The following is a 20322-nucleotide window of genomic DNA, read 5'->3' on the forward strand; positions in this document are numbered from 1 at the left end:
TTTGAATTCAGACCTGTAGTTGCGTTCCTCACTTAGAATTAAAAAGTAAAGAATATGTTATTTAAAAATGACCAGGGGCATCCGTAAATACAACGGGTGACGCGGGTGGATTATGTAAAAATACAAGCACTGGTAATATCGTAGTGTAGGGTTTTATCCCTCTTACACACAATAAGGAAAAGTAACTGTTCCTTTAAGAATACTCTACGTCATATTTGCTATGCTGATGTTTTAACGTCTCTTTCTAACATGGACGTATTAGCTCGCCAGTCTTGAAATGGGAACGCCCAGCTTTGTTTCAATTCTTATTTTCATGGCGTAAATGTTTTTGACATTCGTGGCATTTTTCATGGCAATCTTTTTAGGCAGTTGGCCCTTATAAAGTTCAGAAAAGAGTGCATATTCATTTGCGCTAAGTTTGGCTCTTTTTTCTGAAGGCCGTATTATTTTTCCCATAAAGGACTGGCTGATCTTCATTTTGATATCCTCGGCCAGGTCATCATGAAAAATGACCGTGCTGATGATCGTGTCTGCCGTGTCGTTGTAGAACCAGTAGTGGGCAATGGCCGCCATTTTTTTATCGGTGATCAGAATCAGGCGTGAGTTTCTGAACTGAGCTAACCAATTGTTTGATAAGAAGTAATTTATGTTTTTGTAATTAAAGTCTATCACGACAATGGGTTGTGAAATTATTTTTGAATTAATATCAGAAAAGTATTGTAAAATGCCTTCTATCAGAAATGAGTTATTTTCTGGCCAAATATAAAATTCTGTTCCTGAACATTCATCGCACTTTGTGCTGCGAATGGAGGCATAGGCACATTTATGCACACATCCGTAACAACGCATAGTGTAGTTGTCATTCTCATTTTGTTTAATAGTAATAATGTTCATGTGATCAAACGCTACGCGTCCATATAATATATGTAAAATATTATGTAATATATCAACAATCAGATAAATTATGCATTACGGAAAAACACGAGTAACAGTAAGAATACGCTCTGTTTGTCCAGGAATTTTCGACAGAGCGTATTGTCAGTTTTACACTAACTTGCAAGCCGTGTGATGGACACGCCCAGCTTGCGTTCAATGCGGTTCTTCATGGCGTAGGTGTTTTTAACACTGGTGCCGTTCCGGTAGGCGATTTTCTTTGGCGACCATCCATTAAAGAGGAATGAAAACAGGCTGTATTCATTCTGACTCAGTTTGGGTCTGTTACCTGTCGGTTTAATCGTTTTTGCCAGGAACGTTTTTTTCAGTTTCGTCGAGACTTCTTCTGCGCTATCGTCATAAAAGATAATTGAACTGATAGTGGTTTCTAACGTGTCGTTGTAAAACCAGTAGTGCGCAATTGCCGTCATCTTTTTATCAGTGACAAGAATCAGTCTCATGTTTTTGAACTGATCTAACCAGTTTTCAGATAAAAAATAATTGATGTTTTTATGACTGAAGTCGATGATGACAACCGGCTGCGAAATATATTTATCATTAACCTCGCCAAAGTGATGACGAATGCCTTCAACCAAAAAGGTGTTATTATCAGGCCAGATATAATATTCAAGCGCGTGGCAATCACGGTTTTGGCCATCTTCAGACGTATTAAAGCGGCATTGCTTTTCGCAACCATAACAACGCATGTCAGGGGTATGACAAACGGGTTGTCCACCTGTATGAGATAAATAGCCAGGATTGTTAGTTGCACAGTACATATTATACCTCACACGCGATGTTTTCTTACGTTAATGATATTAAGCCGGAGTCTGACAAACGCCGTCGTTCTTTAGGAATAATCATATGCTGGACCAGGCAATAATCTTAATTAAATAGTCTGAACTGACTATTATGAATGCGATTTAAGAAATAATTTTATATAAAACAAGGGGTTGTATAAGTTCTTAAATGAGAGTGAGATTCATTTATTTTTATCTAAAATGCTGTAATTGTTGTTTTTAGGTTAATTTTTGGCAGAGTCGTTTACTTTCTGAAATACCGGGTGAAAGACACGGTTTAATAAGCCGAAAAAGCACGGACTTTATTAACTAAAGTAAGCGGCGTGGAGCAATAAAATACGCATTTAAATATAGCCGCAGAAAATAGTTGTCCTGTTTATAAAGCGTATTATTTACCTGTTTCTTGTGACTCGTCGTCCGTTATATCAGTGCCCGGCGTTACCAACCGGCGGCATCGTTGCCTGTTTTATCGGTTACATAATCTTTGGTTAACAAAGAATATACATAAATAGTGCATTTATTTAACATTTGATCGTTTTTGGTGCATTTGTCGCACTATTTTTGTGCAATGAACGGGATGGCTAATGTACTGGCGCAACGTTTGACGGGCCAATTCGTTTTTGATGTTCTGCTTATAAATTAACAGGTTATCACCCTTTACACTGCGAAATTTTGAACCAATATAAAATTGGTTCGTTTATTGCTTAATCATTAGCACGATAAGTAGCGCCTCATATCAATAACTTATCGTTAATAACAATAAAGTCATGATGAAAGCGAGCGAACCAATATGGAAAAACCGTCACGGTTTCTGGCAAATTCCAGCACCGCGCTTGAACAATTGCGCGGTCTTATTCACCAGCACGAGTCAACACCAGGCCTTCCGCTGCCCACGGAACGTGAGCTGTCGGAAACTCTCGGCGTAGGACGACGTGAAGTACGTCGTGCGCTGGATGTGCTGGAAGAAGAGGGGCGGATCTGGCGTAAGCAGGGCAAAGGCACCTTTATTGGTCCTGCTGCGCCTGTGGAACCGCTGGCCCTTCAGGGATTGGTTCAGCAAACCAACCTTCTGGAAGTGATGGAAGCTCGTCTACAGCTCGAACCCGGCTTAGCCCGGCTTGCGGCACTGCGTGCCACCAGGGAAAACCTCGCGCTCATGCAGCGCATGCTGGAACGCATCGATAAGGTCAGCCCGGACGACCGCGATCTGAATGAACTGTGGGACAGCGCCTTTCACCGCGCCATTGCGGAGGCCGCAGGCAATCGCCTGATGCTCGGTCTTTTTGATGCCATTGATGCCGTCAGGCGTGAGCCAGGCTGGCAGCATTTGCGTGAGCTTGCCCGAACCCCCGAACGGGTCGATGTCTACAACGACCATCATCATAAAATCATGTCCGCGATTATCCATCGCCAGCCCAACGAAGCAGCGGCCGCCATGCGCGAACATCTGCTTAGCCTGCAAAACGCCCTGATACAGGCGATCCACCTTGAGGACGACATCACGCTATGACGACGATTCCGTTTAAGGAAGCCACTCCGGTACTGCGCCTGCAAAACCTCAACGTTAAGTTCGCCGGATCGCCGGTGAGCGTGCTTGACGGTATCTCGCTGACGGTCAAAGCGGGTGAAACGCTGGCGCTGGTGGGGGAGTCCGGCTGCGGGAAAAGTATCACCTCCTTAGCGCTGATGGGGCTATTGCCCGCCAGCGCGCAGATTGTCAGCGGCGATATGCAGTTTCGTCGCCACGATCTGCGAAAGCTCTCCCCGCGGGAATATGCCGATCTCCGCGGTAACGAGCTGGCGATGATTTTCCAGGAGCCGATGACGTCGCTCAACCCCGCCTTTACCCTTGGGGACCAGCTCAGCGAAGCGGTTATGCGCCATCAGAACGTTTCACGTGCGCAGGCGATGAATACCGCGCTGCAAATCCTGGAGAAGGTGCAGATCCCGGCGGCAGAGATGCGTTTGAAAGCGTATCCGCACCAGCTTTCCGGCGGCATGCGCCAGCGCGTGATGATTGCGATGGCGCTCATTAACCATCCGCGTTTGTTGATTGCCGACGAGCCGACCACCGCACTGGACGTCACCATTCAGGCGCAAATCCTCGCGCTGCTCAACACCTTAAAAGAGGAGACCGGTACGGCGGTGCTGATGATCACCCATGATTTAGGCGTGGTGGCGGAAGTGGCGCAGCAGGTGGCGGTGATGTATGCCGGGCAGGTGGTGGAGCAGGGGAGCGTCGAGGCCATCTTTGCCGATCCGCAGCACCCGTACACCATTGGTCTGATGGGCTCTATTCCGTCCGCGGGCGCGCGTAAAGGGCCGCTCGCCACCATTCCCGGCGCGGTTCCCCTGGCGGAATCCATGCCGAAAGGTTGCCGCTTTGCGACCCGCTGCCCCTTCGCGCAAACGCGCTGCCATAACGAAAAACCGTCGCTCACGGCGCAGGGGGCTGACCATCTGGTCGCCTGCTTCCGCGTGCCGCTGGAACAACACATTGCGCTGGGAGAGATCGCATGACCACGCCCATTCTTGAAGCCCGTGACCTGAGCAAGCGCTTCCCCGGCCCGAAGAAACTGTTTACTCCAGCCCGCTTTGTGACGGCGGTGGATCGCGTCTCCCTCTCCGTGATGCCCGGTGAAACGCTGGCGATTGTCGGGGAGTCCGGGTCCGGCAAATCCACGCTCGGCCGTCTGCTGCTGCGTTTGCTGGCCGCCAGCGAAGGACGCGTGTTTTATCAGGGGGAGGAGATCACACACGCCTCAGGAGCTCGTCTCAACCAGCTGCGCCGGGAATTACAGATTATTTTTCAGGATCCTTTTGCGTCGCTAAACCCGCGCATGACGGTTGAGCAGATTGTGGGTGAGCCGCTGTGGCTGCATCAGGAGATGAAAAAAGCCGATCGTCACTATCGCGTTGCGGAACTGCTTAAAACCGTGGGTCTGCCTGCCGCCTGGGCGGCGCGTTTTCCGCACGAGTTTTCAGGTGGGCAACGCCAGCGCATTGGTATTGCGCGTGCGCTGGCCTCCGGGCCAAAACTGCTGCTGGGTGACGAGCCCGTCTCGGCGCTGGATGTTTCCGTGCAGGCGCAGGTGATCAATCTGCTGGAAAGCCTGAAGCATCAACTGGGGCTAACAATGGTGATTGTTGCCCATGGCCTGGCGGTCATCCGCCATATGAGCGACCGCGTGGCAGTGATGTATCTCGGGCAGATCGTTGAGCTTGCCAGTGTCGACGAGATCTTTGACGCGCCTCTCCATCCTTACACCCAGGCGCTCATCGCCTCTGCACCGCAGATGCAGCCGGGCGCCCGACGTGCTGCCCCGTTGCTGCAAGGGGATTTACCGAACCCGGCCGATCCCCCGTCCGGGTGCCGATTCCATACCCGTTGTCCGTATGCCACGGATGAATGTCGCCTTGCCGAGCCCATTAACCAGGTGCTGGAAGGCGGACGCCAGATTGCCTGCCACCGCTGGCAGGAGATTAACCGCGATCGCAGTGTTATCCAGATAGCACCGCCGTCTGCCGCCTTTCTGCGCCGCCGCGCGCTGTTTGAACACGCGGCCTCTCACTCCTCCCTTCCTTCAAGGAACTCATGATAATGACAATGCGTAATTCTCTTTTGACCGTACTGGGAAGTGTTATGTTGCTCGGCGCGGCGCTGCCCGCCCAGGCTGAAAGCGTGCTGCGAGTAGGGCTGGGTGCAGACCCGGACATGCTCGATCCGCATCTGGCGCGCACCTATTATGGCCGCTTCGTTTTTGCCTCCCTGTGCGACAGGCTGGTGGATGTGGACGAAAACCTGAAAGTGGTGCCGGGTCTGGCGAAAGAGTGGACCTGGAGCGAGGATGGCAAAACCCTGACCTTCAATTTGCGTGAGGGCGTCACCTTCCATGACGGCGAAAAATTCGATGCGGCAGCGGCAAAATACAACCTCGACCGGGCGCTGACCTTAAAAGGCTCTCTGCGTAAAAGTGAAATATCGTCCGTGGAGTCCGTTGAGGTCACCGGCCCGATGCAGATCGCCCTGCACCTGAAAACCCCCGATGCTGCCCTGTTAATGCAGCTCACCGACCGCGCCGGGGCGATGATGGCCCCCGAAGCGGCGAAAAAGCCGGACTTTGCCGCCCATCCCGTCTGCTCCGGTCCTTATAAATTCGACAGCCGCGTCTCCCAGGATCGCATTGTTCTGACTCGTTTCGACAACTACTGGAATAAAGACGCTTACCACTTCGACAAGATCATCTATCTGCCGATCCCGGATGCCTCCGTGCGTCTGGCGAACCTGCGCGCGGGCGATCTCGATCTGACCGAGGGCATTGCTGCCAGCGACGTTAAAACCGTCGAAGCCGACAGCAAGCTGGCGCTGGCGAAGGTGACCGGCCTCGGGTATCAGGGTATCACCTTCAATATCAATAATGGCAAGGTGCCAGCGAACGATCCGTTCAAGGACGCCCGCGTGCGTGAAGCGTTCTCTCAGGCCATTGACCGCGATGCGCTCAATCAGGTGGTCTTTGAGGGGCTGTATACGCCTGCCAACCAGCCGTTTTCGACGGTAAGCCCGTATCACGTCAACCTGCCGGTGCCCCCGCGTGACGTCGACAAGGCGAAAGCGCTGCTTAAAGCCGCAGGCGTCGCGACGCCGCTGAATGTGAATCTGCTGGTGCCGAACAACCCAACCTCGCAGCAGGTCGGCCAGGTATTGCAGGCGATGGTGGCTGAAGCGGGCTTTACCCTGAATCTGCAGATGACCGAGTTCGCCACGCTGCTCGATCGCCAGCAGAGCGGTGATTACCAGCTGAGCTTCTCCGGCTGGTCAGGACGCCCGGACCCGGATGGCAGCATCTACGGTTTTATCCACAGCAAAGGGACGCTTAACGACGGCCGTTACAGCAATGCGCAGGTCGATGAGTGGCTGACCCAGGCGCGTCTCAGCAACGATAAAGCCGTTCGCCAGCCGCTGTACGACAAGGTAGTGAAGCAGCTGCAAACCGACATGCCTGTTGCCTACCTCTACTTTGAGCCGCGTATTTTCGGCCTGAACAAAAGCGTGCAGGGCTTTAAGCCGTACCCGGACGGCATCGTGCGTCTGGCCGGTGTGACGCTGGCGAAATAACCGTCCCGAGGAGAGACCATGCTGGAACTGATTTGCAAACGTCTGCTGCTGGCCATTCCGACGCTATTGCTGGTGAGTATGATGGTTTTCGGGCTGCAGAAGCTGCTGCCCGGCGATCCGCTCATCGCCATGGCGGGCGAGGAGCGCGATCCGGCGGTGATCGCCCAGCTGCGCGCTGAGCTCAATCTGGATGCGCCCATCCCGGTGCAGTATTTCCACTGGCTGACGCGCGCGCTGCAGGGCGATCTTGGGGTCTCCTTACGCACGCACGAACCGGTAACCGAGCTTATCGCCAGCAAACTGCCGGTCACGCTGGAGCTGTCGCTGCTGGCGATGATCATCGCCCTGGTGTTCGGCATCAGCATGGGGATCCTCGCGGCGGTGAACAAAAACAGCTGGGTCGATCACGGGGCGAACTTTGTGGCGATCTCCGGGATCTCGATACCGCACTTCTGGCTCGGGATCCTGCTGATACTGGTCTTTTCGGTCAATCTGCAGTGGCTGCCAGCGTCCGGGTTTGTGCCGTTTAGTGAAGATCCGGTGCAGAACCTGCGGACGTTGCTGCTGCCTGCCGCCGTGCTCGGCACCGGGCTGGCGGCCACGCTGATGCGCCATACCCGCGCCTCCATGATCGCCGTGCTCAAAGCTGACTACATCCGCACCGCGCGGGCCAAAGGGCTGCTGCCAAAAGCCGTCATTATCAAGCATGCGTTTCGCAACGCGCTGGTGCCGGTGATCACGCTCACCACGCTGCTGTTCGGCGAGCTGCTGGGCGGCGCGGTGCTGACCGAGCAGGTCTTCACCATTCCGGGATTTGGCAAAATGATCGTCGACTCGGTGTTTAACCGCGACTACGCGGTGGTGCAGGGCGTGGTGCTGATCGTGGCGATTGGCTTCCTGTTGCTGAACCTGCTGGCCGATGTGCTGTACGTTCTCATCAATCCGAAAATGCGAGGTTAACCATGGCGGAACTGACAACTCAAACCGTTGCGCCGGTTCTGCCCCGCGCGCAGAACCGGGTGCTGAAGAAATTTCTCGCCAATAAAAGCGCGGTGATCGGCGCGGTGATTGTGGGCTTCTTTGTGCTGGTGGCGCTGCTTGCACCGTGGATCGCGCCGTTCGATCCGGTGAAGGCGAATTTCCTGGCGGTGCGTAAAGCGCCCTCGGCGATGTACTGGTTCGGCACCGACGAGCTGGGGCGCGATATTTTATCCCGCATTATCTGGGGAGCCAGAACCTCGCTGATGGCGGGGTGTATGTCGGTAGTCATCGCCGTGGTCATCGGCGTGCCGCTGGGGCTGGTGGCTGGTTACTTTCAGAAGATGTGGGATGGGGTGATCTCACGCGTTATCGAAGCGCTGCTGGCCTGTCCGTTTCTGATCATGGCGATCGCCCTCGGGGCGTTTTTAGGGCCAAGCCTGACCAACGCCATGATCGCCATTGGCCTTTCCGCGATGCCGATCTTCGCCCGTCTCACGCGCGGCCAGGTGATCGCCATTCGCAACGAAGAGTACATCGACGGCGCGCGGGCGATAGGCCTGCCGGATCGCTGGATCATCATCAAATATGTCCTGCCGAACGTCATGTCACCCATTCTGGTGCAGGCCACGCTGGCCATTGCCTCGGCGATTATCGCCGAAGCCAGTCTCTCGTTTCTGGGTCTGGGGCAGCAGCCGCCAAACCCCTCCTGGGGCTCAATGCTTAACACCGCCAAAGGCTTCCTTGAGCAGGCGCCCTGGATGTCCGTCTTCCCCGGCGTGGCGATTTTCCTTGCCGTGCAGGGATTTAATTTACTCGGCGACGGGCTGCGCGATGCGCTCGATCCGCGCCACGACTAAGGAGTCATGATGACCAAAGCGCTTGATTTTACGTCCGGTTACGCTTCACGACGCCCGCCGATGATGGGCTATAACGCGGTTGCCACCTCGCAGCCGCTGGCGGCGCAGGCGGGGATGAAGATGCTGCAGCTGGGCGGCAACGCCGTTGATGCGGCTGTCGCCACCGCGATGGCGCTGACGGTGGTTGAACCCACCGGTAACGGGATTGGCAGCGATGCCTTCGCCATCGTCTGGGATGGTGAAAAGCTCCACGGCCTGAACGCCTCTGGCCGCTCGCCTGCGAGCTGGCATGCGGATCTGTTCGCTGGTAAAACGGCGATGCCGGAAATCGGCTGGGATGCGGTAACCGTGCCCGGTGCGGTATCGGGCTGGGTGGCGCTGGCGGAACGTTTTGGCACGCTGCCGCTGACCACGCTGGCGCAGCCTGCCATTGAGTATGCGCGTAACGGTTTCCCGGTCTCGCCGCTGATTGGCCATCTCTGGCAGCGCGGTTATAACAAACTCAAAGACCAGCCGGGCTTTAGCGCCTGCTTCGCACCGGAAGGCCGCGCCCCGCGCGTAGGGGAGATCTTCCGTAACCCGGCGCAGGCGAACTCGCTGGAGCTGATTGCAAAAACCAACGGCGAGGCGTTTTATCGGGGCGAGCTGGCGCAGAAAATTGCCGCCTTCGCCAAAGCGCACGGCGCACATCTGACGGCTGAGGATCTGGCGAACCATCGTGTGGACTGGGTGGATCTGTTGTCGCGCGACTTTGCCGGCGGTTCGGTGCAGGAGCTGCCGCCGAACGGGCAGGGGATCGCCACGTTGATTGCGCTCGGCATTCTGGAGCAGTGCGGCATTGAGCACCATCATCCGGACTCCGTGCAATCCCTGCATTTATCCATTGAGGCGATGAAGCTGGCGCTGGCGGATCTCGACCGCTACGTGGCGGATGAAGCGCACATGGAGTTTGCGGCTAAAGAGCTGCTGAGCGACCATTATCTGAAATCGCGCGCGGCGCTTATCGACCCTGATAAAGCCTCGGATTTTGAGTACGGTTCGCCGACGCAGAGCGGCACGGTCTACATCAGCACCGCGGATGCCAGCGGGATGATGGTTTCGTTTATCCAGTCCAACTATATGGGCTTTGGTTCAGGAATTGTGGTGCCGGATACCGGCATCAGCCTGCAAAACCGCGGCTGCGGATTTGTGCTGGATCCGAAGCACCCGAACGCGCTGGCGGGCAGCAAGCGTCCGTTCCACACCATCATTCCGGGTTTTGCGATGGACGGCAACGGCCAGCCGCTGATGTCTTTTGGTGTGATGGGTGGGCCAATGCAGGCGCAAGGGCATATGCAGATGGCGCTGCGGATCATGCTGCACGGGCAAAACCCGCAGGCGGCAATCGACGCCCCGCGCTGGCGCGTGGTGCAGGGCCGGGAGGTGATCGTCGAAGCGACGTTCGATCGCAACACCATTGCTGCCCTGCGTGAACGTGGCCACCACATCGTCGTGGAAGATCCGCTCCAGGAGTATAACTTTGGCGGTGCGCAGGTGATTTACCGGATGCCGGAAGGGCACTACGTGGCCGCGACGGAGAGCCGCAAAGACGGGCAGGCGCTGGTGAGTTGATCTTTTATCCTCCCTCTCCCTTTGGGAGAGGGTTGGGGTGAGGGGAAAATGTCACCCAATACTAAACGGATCCGCATCCTGCCATGCGGGGAACTTCTCGCGATACTCCTTTAGCGCCGTCAACGACAGATCGGCATCAATGCGCGTCGCCTGATGCGGTTCGGCGGTGGCGATGATCTCGCCCTGCGGATTCACCACCCGGCTGTCGCCCCGGTAGTGATGTCCGTTGCCGTCTGTTCCCACGCGGTTACACCCCACCACGTACGCCTGGTTTTCAATTGCGCGTGCCACCAGCAGCGACTGCCAGTGCAGGGAGCGCGGCGCAGGCCAGTTGGCGACATACAGCGCCAGGTCGTAATCGTTGCGGTTGCGCGACCAGACCGGGAAGCGCAGGTCGTAGCAGACCAGCGGCAGAATACGCCAGCCGCGCCATTCAAACACCACGCGTTCGTTGCCGGCTTGATAATGATGATGTTCATCGGCCATGCGGAACAGGTGGCGTTTATCGTAAAAATGGACCTTCCCCTCCGGCTCAACCAGCAGGAAGCGGTTCACCGGGCCGCGTTCCGTTTGCAGGGCGGCACTCCCGGCGATCAGCGCGTTGGTCTGCTGCGCTTTGGCGTGCATCCTGGCGACCACCTCATCCTGCGGCATCGACTGTTGTGCGGCTTCCATCGCGAAGCCCGTGGTGAACATCTCCGGCAGGACAATCACATCGCGCCCGGTAATGCCTTCCAGTTGACGATCAAAGTGGCGCAGGTTGGCAGGGCCATCCATCCACACTAAAGGTTGCTGCAAAATAGAAATCTTCAGACCAGGCACAATTCAGACTCCTCAAACGACCCTTTTTGACACTGTAGCACGACATAAAGAGAAAAGATGGCAATAAAAAACCCCGCACGTGGCGGGGTTTTTCAGGACGAAACGCGTTAAGCGGCTTCAGGTTTGCGGTGTTTCTCCGGCAGCTTTACCGGCTGTGTCGCCAGCTCGTCCGGTTCGAAATCATCGACGTTAATGCTGCGCAGACGGCTCTCTTCGGCTTTCACCAGGAGTGCGGCTTCGCTGTTGTCAATGATGCCACCCGCCAGTGCCTGTTTCGCCAGTTCATCCAGGCGAGTAAACGGCAGGTTTTTGCCCAGCTGTTTACAGATCTTCTGGTGAATCGGGTCGGCGGCCATCACGTCCAGCAGCGCCTCTTCCAGCAGACCCACCGGGTTATGTGGCGTTGGCGCCAGATACTGACCGCGGCCGATACGTGAGCGGGTTGCGCTCGGTACCTGCAGGATCTTCGCCACTTTATGATCCAGCTTGTCAGACGGCGCCAGATGATGACGACCGGTCGGGAAGATCGTCACGCGCAGGGCACCTGCCACCAGACGGTTCGGGAAGTTCACCAGCAGATCGTCAATCGCCTGCTCGGCCTGATACAGCGCATCCTGCACCCCCCAGTGCACCAGCGGCAGATCCGCTTCCTGACGGCCTTCGTCGTCGTAGCGTTTCAGTACCGCAGAAGCCAGGTAGAGCTGGCTCAGCACATCACCCAGACGGGCAGAGATGCGCTCGCGACGCTTCAGGCTACCGCCCAGCACCGCCATGGAGACGTCGGACAGCAGCGCCAGGTTGGCGCTCAGCCGGTTCAGATGCTGGTAATAACGTTTTGTCGCATCATGGGTTGGCGTGGCGCTGGTCAGCCCGCGGGTCAGACCCAGCCAGAAGCTGCGCACTTTATTGCTGCCTACGTGACCGATATGTTTGAACAGCAGCTTGTCGAAGGCATCCACGTCGTTGTTCTGCGCGGCGGCCATCTCTTCCAGCACGTACGGATGGCAGCGAATCGCCCCCTGGCCGAAGATCATCATGCTGCGGGTCAGGATGTTTGCCCCTTCTACGGTGATGGCGATCGGTGCGCCCTGATAGCCACGCGCCAGGAAGTTGCCTTCGCCGAGCATAATGCCTTTACCACCTGCGATATCCATTGCATCAATGATCGACTGCTGTGCGCGGTGGGTGCAGTGGTACTTCACAATCGCGGACAGTACGGCCGGTTTTTCACCCAGCATAATGCCGTAGGTAATTAACGATGCGGCGGCATCCATCACGTAGGCGTTGCCTGCGATACGCGCCAGCGGCTCTTCGATCCCTTCCATCTTGCCGATGGAGATTTTGAACTGACGACGGATGTGCGCGTAGGCACCAATCCCCATCGCCACCGATTTCAGCCCGCCGGTTGAGTTCGACGGCAGAGTAATGCCGCGACCAACGGACAGACATTCCACCAGCATACGCCAGCCCTGACCGGCCATTTTCGGCCCACCGATGATGTAATCAATCGGGACAAAGATATCCTGACCGCGGGTCGGACCGTTCTGGAACGGCACGTTCAGCGGGAAGTGGCGACGACCAATTTCAACGCCCGGGGTAGAGGTGGGGATCAGCGCACAGGTAATGCCCAGATCTTCTTCACCACCCAGCAGTTTTTCCGGGTCGGAGAGTTTAAACGCCAGGCCCAGCACGGTAGCGACAGGCGCGAGCGTAATGTAGCGTTTGTTCCAGGTCAGGCGCATACCCAGCACCTGTTCGCCCTGCCATTCGCCCATGCAGACTACACCGGTATCCGGGATGGCGCCTGCATCGGAACCCGCTTCCGGGCTGGTCAGTGCGAAGCATGGAATTTCCTGACCGCGTGCCAGACGCGGCAGATAGTGATCTTTCTGCTCTTTTGTACCGTAATGCTGCAGCAGTTCGCCCGGGCCTAAGGAGTTAGGTACGCCCACGGTGATCGCCAGGATCCCGGAGACGCCAGCCAGTTTTTGCAGCACGCGAGCCTGAGCGTACGCGGAGAATTCCAGACCGCCGTACTCTTTTTTGATGATCATCGCGAAGAAGCGATGCTCTTTCAGGTATGCCCACAGCTCCGGCGGCAGGTCGGCCATTTCATGGGTGATGGCAAAGTCATTGGCCATACGGCAGGCTTCTTCTACCGGGCCGTCAATAAAGGCTTGTTCTTCCGCCGTCAGACGCGGTTGCGGGTAGTTATGCAGTTTTTTCCAGTCCGGGTTGCCCTGGAACAGATCGCCTTCCCACCAGGTGGTACCGGCGTCAATCGCTTCTTTCTCGGTGCGCGACATCGGTGGCATCACTTTGCGGAAACCTTTGAATACCGGCGCGGAGATCATCGACTTACGCATCGGGGCAAAGTTAAACGGCAGAAGGATGATGGCCAGCGGCACTAAAAGCCAGATATTCCAGAGACCTGCGACGCCAAGCACAGCCGTCCAGGCCAGAAGAATCAGGCTGCTCAGGAATAAACTTACACGGTGATAGAACAGCACACCGAGCAGGACAACGGTTGCGAGAATGCTCAAAATCATCATAAAGAAAAGCTCCCTTGCTTGTAGGAGGTCTGACCACTTGTGATGATATGGTTGTAGTTGATGTTATTTCCTTTAGCAATGTGTTTACAAAATAATTACAACCTGGTTCACATTGTTCGTTTGTTTGCCGGCACGAAAACGCAAAACGTCAGACGATTCGCATCCCTTTAGCTTCTCGCTTTTATTGCTATCCGGTACACTCCACTGTGTTATCTCATCAATACTGAAGGATTATCCTCATGTACCAGGATCTTATTCGTAACGAACTGAACGAAGCGGCGGAAACGCTGGCTAACTTTCTGAAAGATGATGCCAATATTCACGCTATTCAGCGCGCGGCGGTCCTGCTGGCCGACAGTTTCAAAGCCGGTGGCAAAGTGCTCTCCTGCGGTAACGGGGGGTCCCACTGCGACGCTATGCACTTCGCAGAAGAGCTGACCGGGCGTTATCGTGAAAACCGTCCGGGCTACCCGGCGATTGCGATCTCCGACGTGAGCCATATCTCCTGCGTGGGCAACGATTTCGGTTACGACTACATCTTCTCCCGCTACGTTGAAGCGGTTGGTCGTGAAGGTGACGTGCTGCTGGGTATCTCCACTTCGGGCAACTCTGGTAACGTGATCAAAGCGATTGCGGCGGCGCGTGAAAAAGGGATGAAAGTCATCACCCTGACGGGCAAAGATGGCGGTAAGATGGACGGTACCGCGGACGTTGAAATCCGTGTTCCGCACTTCGGTTATGCTGACCGCATTCAGGAAATTCACATCAAAGTGATCCACATCCTGATCCAGCTGATCGAAAAAGAGATGGTTAAGTAAGGCTTCGCTGGGGGGCACCGGTGCCCCCCGCAGTTGTGGAGTGGAGGTAATCTATGTGCGAACTGCTCGGGATGAGCGCGAATGTGCCAACCGATATCTGCTTTAGTTTCACCGGGCTGGTACAGCGCGGTGGGGGAACCGGGCCGCATAAAGACGGCTGGGGTATCACCTTCTACGAAGGCAAAGGGTGTCGCACGTTCAAGGATCCACAACCCAGCTTTAACTCACCGATTGCCAAACTGGTGCAGGATTACCCCATTAAATCCTGCTCGGTAATCGCCCATATTCGTCAGGCAAACCGCGGCGAAGTGGCGCTCGAAAACACCCATCCGTTTACCCGTGAGCTGTGGGGCCGTAACTGGACCTACGCGCATAACGGGCAACTTACGGGCTATAAGTCGCTGGAGACCGGTAATTTTCGCCCGGTTGGCGAAACCGACAGCGAAAAAGCCTTTTGCTGGCTGCTGCATAAGCTAACAGAGCGTTATCCGCGCACCCCTGGCAACATGGCGGCGGTATTTAAATATATTGCGTCGCTGGCGTCTGAACTGCGCGAGAAGGGCGTGTTTAACATGCTGTTGTCTGACGGGCGCTATGTGATGGCGTTCTGCTCGACGAACCTGTTCTGGATCACCCGCCGTGCACCGTTTGGCGTGGCAAAACTGCTCGATCAGGATGTGGAAATTGATTTTCAGAAAGAGACCACACCAAATGATGTGGTCACTGTTATCGCCACGCAACCGCTGACCGGCAACGAGACCTGGCAGAAGATTATGCCAGGCGAGTGGGTGTTATTTTGTCTCGGGGACCGTGTAATTTGATGCCAGCTGTGGGTGGACAACTTCGTGGCTCAGCGGTTTGCTGACCACATAACGGCCATCCACAACCGAGACGACAGGCGGCTTGTGCGTCTGCTCGAAATAGTCATAGCCCGGTTTTAGCTGTTTCCAGAAATCCGCGTAGTAAGAGTACTTGTGACGCGCCATGTTGGCATCGGTCATGCGGAACGGATAGATGCTGACCTGAACGTTTGGCTGACCAAAGACCAGTGCGCCCGTGACAAACTGGAAAATCTCATCAATGCCGGAATCGGTCATCGCGTAACAGCCGATGGACACACAGGCACCGTGGATCATCAGATACTTACCTTCGTAACCGTGCGCACGGTCAAAGGCATTCGGGAAGCCGATATTAATCGCTTTATAGAAACGGCTATCCGGTTTTAGCTGGTTACGCTGAACGTTGTAAAACCCTTCCGGGCTTTTGAAATCGCCCTGACGCTGTTTTGGCCCCAGACCACCGGAGTAGTTACAAATCTTGTAGCTGTCGAGCAGCTGATATGTCTCACCCATTTTCACAAACAGATCGAGTGTGCGTTCTTCCTTAAAGATTTGAATATAAACGGGGGATCCCATTAGCTGCTGTTTATATTCTTTGCTCACAGGCGTGGTTGAACTGTTGCTGCTGAGCAGCCCGGCAAACGACACGCACGGAATCAGGAGCATCGCAATGAACAATGCGATTTTACGCATACTACAAGTTCCTTGATAAAACTAAGACCAACTTGCCAGAACGGCAAAAGAGACCCGAAATCAGATTAATCTGTTAGGAGCGCTCACATTAGCACCGCTATAGATTTTCGCAAGAGCGGAGCTGTTAGTTTACAAATTAGTTTTACTTTATAACCCATCAAAATCGCGCTGGCTCCAGGAACTTTGCGTATCAGTTCGCAATTTGACACCTGCAGCTGAGTTTTATCTGCCCGGAAAACGCCGGAAATGGTACACTTCACGCCCTCAGAATAGTTGTTCACGGAAACTTGCTAACCACATGTTTAAAATAAGAAAAGGACTTGACCTGCCCATCGCAGGCGTGCCCGAACAGCACGTTTCGGCAGGCGCAAGCGTTCGCCATGTTGCCATTCTGGGCGACGATTACGTGGGGATGCGCCCCTCAATGCTGGTCCAGCAGGACGATCGCGTCATTAAAGGGCAGGCGCTCTTCGAAGATAAAAAAAATCCCGGCGTGATGTTTACCGCCCCTGCCAGCGGCACCGTTGTGGCGATCAACCGTGGCGAACGCCGCGTGTTGCAGTCGGTGGTTATCCGCATTGAAGGGGATGAACAGCGTGAGTTTGCCCATTATGAGGCCGCAGACCTCACGGCGTTGAGCCGTGAAACCGTTCAGGCGCAACTGCTGGACGCCGGTTTGTGGACCGCATTTCGCACACGCCCTTTCAGCAAAACGCCTGTGCCTGGCACGGTTCCGGCCGCTATCTTCGTTACGGCAATCGACACCAACCCACTCAGTGCAGACCCGCAGCCGGTTATTCTGGCACAACGTCAGGCCTTTGATGCCGGGCTGACCGTTCTCACGCGGCTGACGTCCGGGAAAGTCCACGTGTGCCAGGCCAGTGCCGGTAAACTTGGCGGCCATCCGCAGGGACAGGTGACGTTTAATGAATTTGCAGGCCCGCATCCGGCGGGGCTGGCGGGAACGCATATTCACTTCCTTGAGCCGGTCAGCCTGACAAAACAGGTCTGGCACCTTAACTATCAGGACGTGATTGCCATCGGCAAACTCTTTACCACCGGTAAGCTCTGCACAGAGCGAGTGATCGCGATTGGCGGGCCGCAGGCGGCAAACCCGCGCCTGGTGACAACGCTGTTGGGTGCGGATATCAATGAACTGCTGGACGACGAAACCAAAGCGGGTGAAAACCGTCTGATTTCCGGTTCGGTACTCAGCGGCCGTCATGCCGTTGGGCCGCAGGCCTATCTGGGACGCTTCCATCTGCAGGTGAGCATTGTGCTGGAAGGGCGTGAGAAAGAGCTCTTCGGCTGGGTGCTGCCAGGTGCAGAAAAGTATTCCGTCACCCGCACCACGCTCGGCCACTTCCTGCGTCATAAGCTGTTCAACTTCTCCACCAGCACAAACGGCGGTGAGCGCGCCATGGTGCCGATTGGCAACTACGAGCGTGTTATGCCGCTCGATATTCTGCCCACCGTGCTGCTGCGCGATCTGCTTGCCGGGGACACCGACAGCGCCCAGGCGCTGGGTTGCCTGGAGTTGGACGAAGAAGATCTGGCGCTCTGTACCTATGTCTGTCCGGGAAAATACGAATATGGACCGGTATTGCGCGAGGTGTTAACCCGCATTGAGCAGGAAGGATAACCATGGGCTTAAAACACCTCTTTGAAAAAATAGAGCCGCATTTTACCGAGGGTAAACTGAAGAAGTACTACCCGCTGTATGAAGCGACGACGACCATTTTCTACACGCCAGGTCTGGTGACGAAAGGCGCGGCGCACGTTCGTGACGCCATCGACCTGAAGCGAATGATGATTCTGGTCTGGTTTGCCGTCTTCCCGGCAATGTTCTGGGGCATGTACAACGTGGGGCTGCAGACCATTCCGGCGCTGCATCATCTGTACGATGCTCAGCAACTGGCGCAGGTGATCCAGTCTGACTGGCATTACCGTCTGGCACAGTCGCTTGGCGTGAGTTTTGCCCCAGACGCGGGCTGGATCAGCATGATGACGCTGGGGGCGGTGTTCTTCCTGCCGATCTACATCACGGTATTTATCGTGGGTGGATTCTGGGAAGTGCTATTTGCCATTATTCGTAAACATGAGATCAACGAAGGCTTCTTTGTTACTTCCATTCTGTTTGCCCTGATTGTCCCGCCAACGTTACCGCTCTGGCAGGCCGCGCTGGGGATCAGCTTTGGTGTGGTCATCGCGAAAGAGATCTTCGGGGGAACCGGGCGTAACTTCCTCAACCCTGCGCTGGCAGGGCGTGCGTTCCTGTTCTTTGCCTATCCGGCGCAAATCTCCGGCGATCTGGTCTGGACCGCTGCGGACGGCTTCTCTGGGGCGACACCGCTTTCACAATGGGCAGCGCACGGCGGTGAAACGCTGGTGAACAATGCGACAGGCCAACCCGTCACCTGGTTTGATGCGTTTATGGGCAACATCCCGGGCTCCATTGGGGAGGTCTCCACGCTGATGATTTTGATTGGCGGGGCGATCATCCTGTTTGGTCGCGTGGCCTCCTGGCGGATTGTCGCCGGTGTCATGATCGGCATGGTGCTGACTGCCACACTGTTCAACCTTATCGGTTCCGCCACCAACCCGATGTTCTCCATGCCCTGGTACTGGCATCTGGTGCTGGGCGGTTTCGCCTTCGGCATGATGTTCATGGCCACCGATCCGGTCTCTGCTTCCTTTACTGACAGAGGGAAATGGAGCTATGGCGTGCTCATCGGGGTGATGTGTGTCCTGATTCGTGTGGTCAACCCGGCCTATCCGGAAGGGATGATGTTGGCCATTCTGTTTGCCAACCTGTTTGCACCACTGTTCGATTATCTGGTCGTGCGCGCCAACATTAAGCGGAGGAAGGCACGTGGCTGAAATCAAAAATAACGACAGCATCGGCAAAACGCTGCTGGTGGTGCTGGTGCTGTGTCTGGTCTGTTCCATTGTGGTGGCTGGTTCTGCCGTGGGGTTAAAGCCGCGACAGCAGGAGCAGCGCGCGCTGGATAAACAGCGCAACATCCTGGCCGTCGCCGGGCTGATGCAGGAAGGGATGAGTGCAGACGATGTGTCGGCCGTCTTTGCTGAGCGCATCACCGCGCGTCTGGTGGATTTAAAAACGGGTCAACTGCTGGATAAAGATCCGGCGAAATATAACCAGGCGCTGGCATTAAAAGACCCGCAGATGAGCATGACGCTGGACGCATCTCAGGATCCGGCGGGCATTAAGCGTCGCAGCAATCTGGCCGAAATCTACCTCGTACGTGATGAGCAAAAACAGGTGCAGGAAGTGGTGCTGCCCATCTACGGCAACGGCCTGTGGTCAATGATGTACGCCTTTGTGGCGCTTGATACGGATGGCCGCACTGTGAAAGGTATCACCTACTATGACCAGGGCGAAACGCCGGGGCTTGGTGGTGAAGTGGAGAACCCTAACTGGCGCGCGCAGTTTGTCGGGAAGAAAGTGCTCGACGACAGCGGAGCGCCTGCGCTGAAGGTGATGAAAGGGTCTGCGCGTCCTGACGATGTCTATGCTGTTGACGGGCTATCCGGGGCCACGCTCACCTCCAAAGGGGTGCAGCACAGTTTTGATTTCTGGATGGGCGAACTCGGTTTTGGTCCTTTCCTGAAAAATGTACGTGAAGGAGCGCTGAACCATGGCTGATACGGGTGAACTGAAAGAAGTTAAAAAGGTGCTGATTGGCCCACTTTTAGCCAATAACCCGATAACGCTGCAGGTGCTGGGTGTGTGTTCAGCCCTGGCGGTGACCACCAAGCTGGAAACGGCGGTGGTGATGACGCTGGCAGTAACGCTGGTTACCGCGTTTTCCAGCATGTTTATCTCGATGATCCGCCACCATATCCCCAACAGCGTGAGGATCATCGTGCAGATGGCGATCATCGCCTCGCTGGTGATCGTGGTCGATCAGCTGCTGCGAGCCTTTGCCTATGAAATATCGAAACAGCTTTCGGTATTTGTGGGCCTGATTATCACCAACTGTATCGTGATGGGACGTGCAGAAGGCTATGCCATGAAAATGCCCCCGCTGGCGAGCTTTATGGACGGCATCGGCAACGGCCTCGGCTACGGCGTGATCCTGCTGTCCGTAGGGTTCCTGCGTGAGTTGATTGGCAGCGGTAAGCTGTTTGGCATCACGGTGCTGGACACGGTACAGAACGGCGGCTGGTATCTGCCAAACGGCCTGTTCCTGCTGGCTCCAAGCGCATTTTTCATTATCGGTTTGCTGATCTGGCTGATTCGTACCCTGAAGCCAGAACAGCAGGAAAAGGAGTAACC

General features: G+C 55.4%; 18 protein-coding genes. 13 read left to right on the forward strand and 5 right to left on the reverse strand.

What is annotated here, in order from left to right:
* Positions 1–258: 258 nt before the first annotated feature.
* A complete protein-coding gene (locus AX755_RS00205; protein ID WP_062856079.1) occupies positions 259–894 on the reverse strand; it encodes a hypothetical protein in 636 nt (211 codons plus the stop codon).
* Between the two features lie 155 nt (positions 895–1049).
* The gene (locus tag AX755_RS00210; RefSeq protein WP_038418730.1) at positions 1050–1712 is read right to left on the reverse strand and encodes a helix-turn-helix transcriptional regulator; all 663 of its coding nucleotides are present in this window, start codon (positions 1710–1712) and stop codon (positions 1050–1052) included.
* 811 nt (positions 1713–2523) lie between these two features.
* On the opposite strand from AX755_RS00210, the gene AX755_RS00215 reads away from it, so the two are divergent.
* Genes AX755_RS00215 through AX755_RS00245 form a run of 7 tightly spaced genes read left to right on the forward strand, consistent with a single transcriptional unit; the run spans position 2524 to position 10298 of the window.
* Positions 2524–3243, forward strand: a complete 720-nt coding sequence (locus AX755_RS00215; protein ID WP_013095718.1) for a FadR/GntR family transcriptional regulator — start codon at positions 2524–2526, stop codon at positions 3241–3243.
* The gene (locus AX755_RS00220; protein ID WP_020686305.1) at positions 3240–4253 is read left to right on the forward strand and encodes an ABC transporter ATP-binding protein; all 1014 of its coding nucleotides are present in this window, start codon (positions 3240–3242) and stop codon (positions 4251–4253) included. Before AX755_RS00215 ends, AX755_RS00220 begins: the two co-directional genes overlap by 4 nt.
* On the forward strand, positions 4250–5332 hold the full coding sequence (locus AX755_RS00225; RefSeq protein ID WP_029882426.1) for an ABC transporter ATP-binding protein: 1083 nt from the start codon (positions 4250–4252) through the stop codon (positions 5330–5332). The genes AX755_RS00220 and AX755_RS00225 overlap by 4 nt, the downstream gene beginning before the upstream one ends.
* 2 nt (positions 5333–5334) lie before the next feature.
* Positions 5335–6849, forward strand: coding sequence for an ABC transporter substrate-binding protein (locus tag AX755_RS00230; protein WP_013095721.1), 1515 nt, complete (start codon positions 5335–5337; stop codon positions 6847–6849).
* An 18-nt stretch (positions 6850–6867) separates the two neighbouring features.
* Entirely contained in the window at positions 6868–7809 is a 942-nt protein-coding gene (locus tag AX755_RS00235) for an ABC transporter permease (RefSeq protein WP_013095722.1), read from the forward strand.
* Positions 7810–7811: 2 nt separating this feature from the next.
* The gene (locus AX755_RS00240) at positions 7812–8687 is read left to right on the forward strand and encodes an ABC transporter permease (RefSeq protein ID WP_013095723.1); all 876 of its coding nucleotides are present in this window, start codon (positions 7812–7814) and stop codon (positions 8685–8687) included.
* 9 nt (positions 8688–8696) lie between these two features.
* Positions 8697–10298, forward strand: a complete 1602-nt coding sequence (locus AX755_RS00245; RefSeq protein ID WP_062856080.1) for a gamma-glutamyltransferase family protein — start codon at positions 8697–8699, stop codon at positions 10296–10298.
* A 51-nt stretch (positions 10299–10349) separates the two neighbouring features.
* Here AX755_RS00245 and AX755_RS00250 read toward each other — a convergent pair whose 3' ends face one another.
* Together AX755_RS00250 and fadE are read right to left on the reverse strand one after the other, a co-directional pair.
* Complete coding sequence (locus tag AX755_RS00250) at positions 10350–11120, reverse strand: amidohydrolase (RefSeq protein WP_062856081.1); 771 nt, start codon at positions 11118–11120, stop codon at positions 10350–10352.
* A gap of 107 nt (positions 11121–11227) precedes the next feature.
* Entirely contained in the window at positions 11228–13672 is a 2445-nt protein-coding gene (gene fadE, locus AX755_RS00255) for an acyl-CoA dehydrogenase FadE (RefSeq protein WP_062856082.1), read from the reverse strand.
* 239 nt (positions 13673–13911) lie between these two features.
* On the opposite strand from fadE, the gene lpcA reads away from it, so the two are divergent.
* Both lpcA and AX755_RS00265 read left to right on the forward strand, forming a co-directional pair.
* Positions 13912–14490, forward strand: coding sequence for a D-sedoheptulose 7-phosphate isomerase (lpcA, locus tag AX755_RS00260; protein ID WP_013095727.1), 579 nt, complete (start codon positions 13912–13914; stop codon positions 14488–14490).
* A 53-nt stretch (positions 14491–14543) separates the two neighbouring features.
* Positions 14544–15311, forward strand: coding sequence for a class II glutamine amidotransferase (locus AX755_RS00265; protein ID WP_013095728.1), 768 nt, complete (start codon positions 14544–14546; stop codon positions 15309–15311).
* Here AX755_RS00265 and dpaA read toward each other — a convergent pair.
* A complete protein-coding gene (gene dpaA, locus AX755_RS00270) occupies positions 15282–16022 on the reverse strand; it encodes a peptidoglycan meso-diaminopimelic acid protein amidase (protein WP_013095729.1) in 741 nt (246 codons plus the stop codon). The genes AX755_RS00265 and dpaA overlap by 30 nt on opposite strands.
* Before the next feature lie 298 nt (positions 16023–16320).
* On the opposite strand from dpaA, the gene AX755_RS00275 reads away from it, so the two are divergent.
* Genes AX755_RS00275 through AX755_RS00290 form a run of 4 tightly spaced genes read left to right on the forward strand, consistent with a single transcriptional unit; the run spans position 16321 to position 20320 of the window.
* Complete coding sequence (locus AX755_RS00275) at positions 16321–17664, forward strand: Na(+)-translocating NADH-quinone reductase subunit A (RefSeq protein WP_062856083.1); 1344 nt, start codon at positions 16321–16323, stop codon at positions 17662–17664.
* 2 nt (positions 17665–17666) lie between these two features.
* On the forward strand, positions 17667–18902 hold the full coding sequence (locus AX755_RS00280; RefSeq protein WP_013095731.1) for an NADH:ubiquinone reductase (Na(+)-transporting) subunit B: 1236 nt from the start codon (positions 17667–17669) through the stop codon (positions 18900–18902).
* Entirely contained in the window at positions 18895–19689 is a 795-nt protein-coding gene (locus AX755_RS00285; protein ID WP_013095732.1) for a Na(+)-translocating NADH-quinone reductase subunit C, read from the forward strand. Before AX755_RS00280 ends, AX755_RS00285 begins: the two co-directional genes overlap by 8 nt.
* On the forward strand, positions 19682–20320 hold the full coding sequence (locus AX755_RS00290) for an NADH:ubiquinone reductase (Na(+)-transporting) subunit D (protein WP_013095733.1): 639 nt from the start codon (positions 19682–19684) through the stop codon (positions 20318–20320). The genes AX755_RS00285 and AX755_RS00290 overlap by 8 nt, the downstream gene beginning before the upstream one ends.
* Positions 20321–20322: the final 2 nt, after the last annotated feature.

Source organism: Enterobacter sp. SENG-6, from assembly GCF_001605945.1.
GTDB lineage: Bacteria > Pseudomonadota > Gammaproteobacteria > Enterobacterales > Enterobacteriaceae > Enterobacter > Enterobacter cloacae.

Coding starts and splice junctions, on each gene's coding strand:
- AX755_RS00205 (WP_062856079.1), bottom strand. CDS start 894: ATGAACATTATTACTATTAAACAAAATGAGAATGACAACTACACTATG.
- AX755_RS00210 (WP_038418730.1), bottom strand. CDS start 1,712: ATGTACTGTGCAACTAACAATCCTGGCTATTTATCTCATACAGGTGGA.
- AX755_RS00215 (WP_013095718.1), top strand. CDS start 2,524: ATGGAAAAACCGTCACGGTTTCTGGCAAATTCCAGCACCGCGCTTGAA.
- AX755_RS00220 (WP_020686305.1), top strand. CDS start 3,240: ATGACGACGATTCCGTTTAAGGAAGCCACTCCGGTACTGCGCCTGCAA.
- AX755_RS00225 (WP_029882426.1), top strand. CDS start 4,250: ATGACCACGCCCATTCTTGAAGCCCGTGACCTGAGCAAGCGCTTCCCC.
- AX755_RS00230 (WP_013095721.1), top strand. CDS start 5,335: ATGACAATGCGTAATTCTCTTTTGACCGTACTGGGAAGTGTTATGTTG.
- AX755_RS00235 (WP_013095722.1), top strand. CDS start 6,868: ATGCTGGAACTGATTTGCAAACGTCTGCTGCTGGCCATTCCGACGCTA.
- AX755_RS00240 (WP_013095723.1), top strand. CDS start 7,812: ATGGCGGAACTGACAACTCAAACCGTTGCGCCGGTTCTGCCCCGCGCG.
- AX755_RS00245 (WP_062856080.1), top strand. CDS start 8,697: ATGACCAAAGCGCTTGATTTTACGTCCGGTTACGCTTCACGACGCCCG.
- fadE (WP_062856082.1), bottom strand. CDS start 13,672: ATGATGATTTTGAGCATTCTCGCAACCGTTGTCCTGCTCGGTGTGCTG.
- lpcA (WP_013095727.1), top strand. CDS start 13,912: ATGTACCAGGATCTTATTCGTAACGAACTGAACGAAGCGGCGGAAACG.
- AX755_RS00265 (WP_013095728.1), top strand. CDS start 14,544: ATGTGCGAACTGCTCGGGATGAGCGCGAATGTGCCAACCGATATCTGC.
- dpaA (WP_013095729.1), bottom strand. CDS start 16,022: ATGCGTAAAATCGCATTGTTCATTGCGATGCTCCTGATTCCGTGCGTG.
- AX755_RS00275 (WP_062856083.1), top strand. CDS start 16,321: ATGTTTAAAATAAGAAAAGGACTTGACCTGCCCATCGCAGGCGTGCCC.
- AX755_RS00280 (WP_013095731.1), top strand. CDS start 17,667: ATGGGCTTAAAACACCTCTTTGAAAAAATAGAGCCGCATTTTACCGAG.
- AX755_RS00290 (WP_013095733.1), top strand. CDS start 19,682: ATGGCTGATACGGGTGAACTGAAAGAAGTTAAAAAGGTGCTGATTGGC.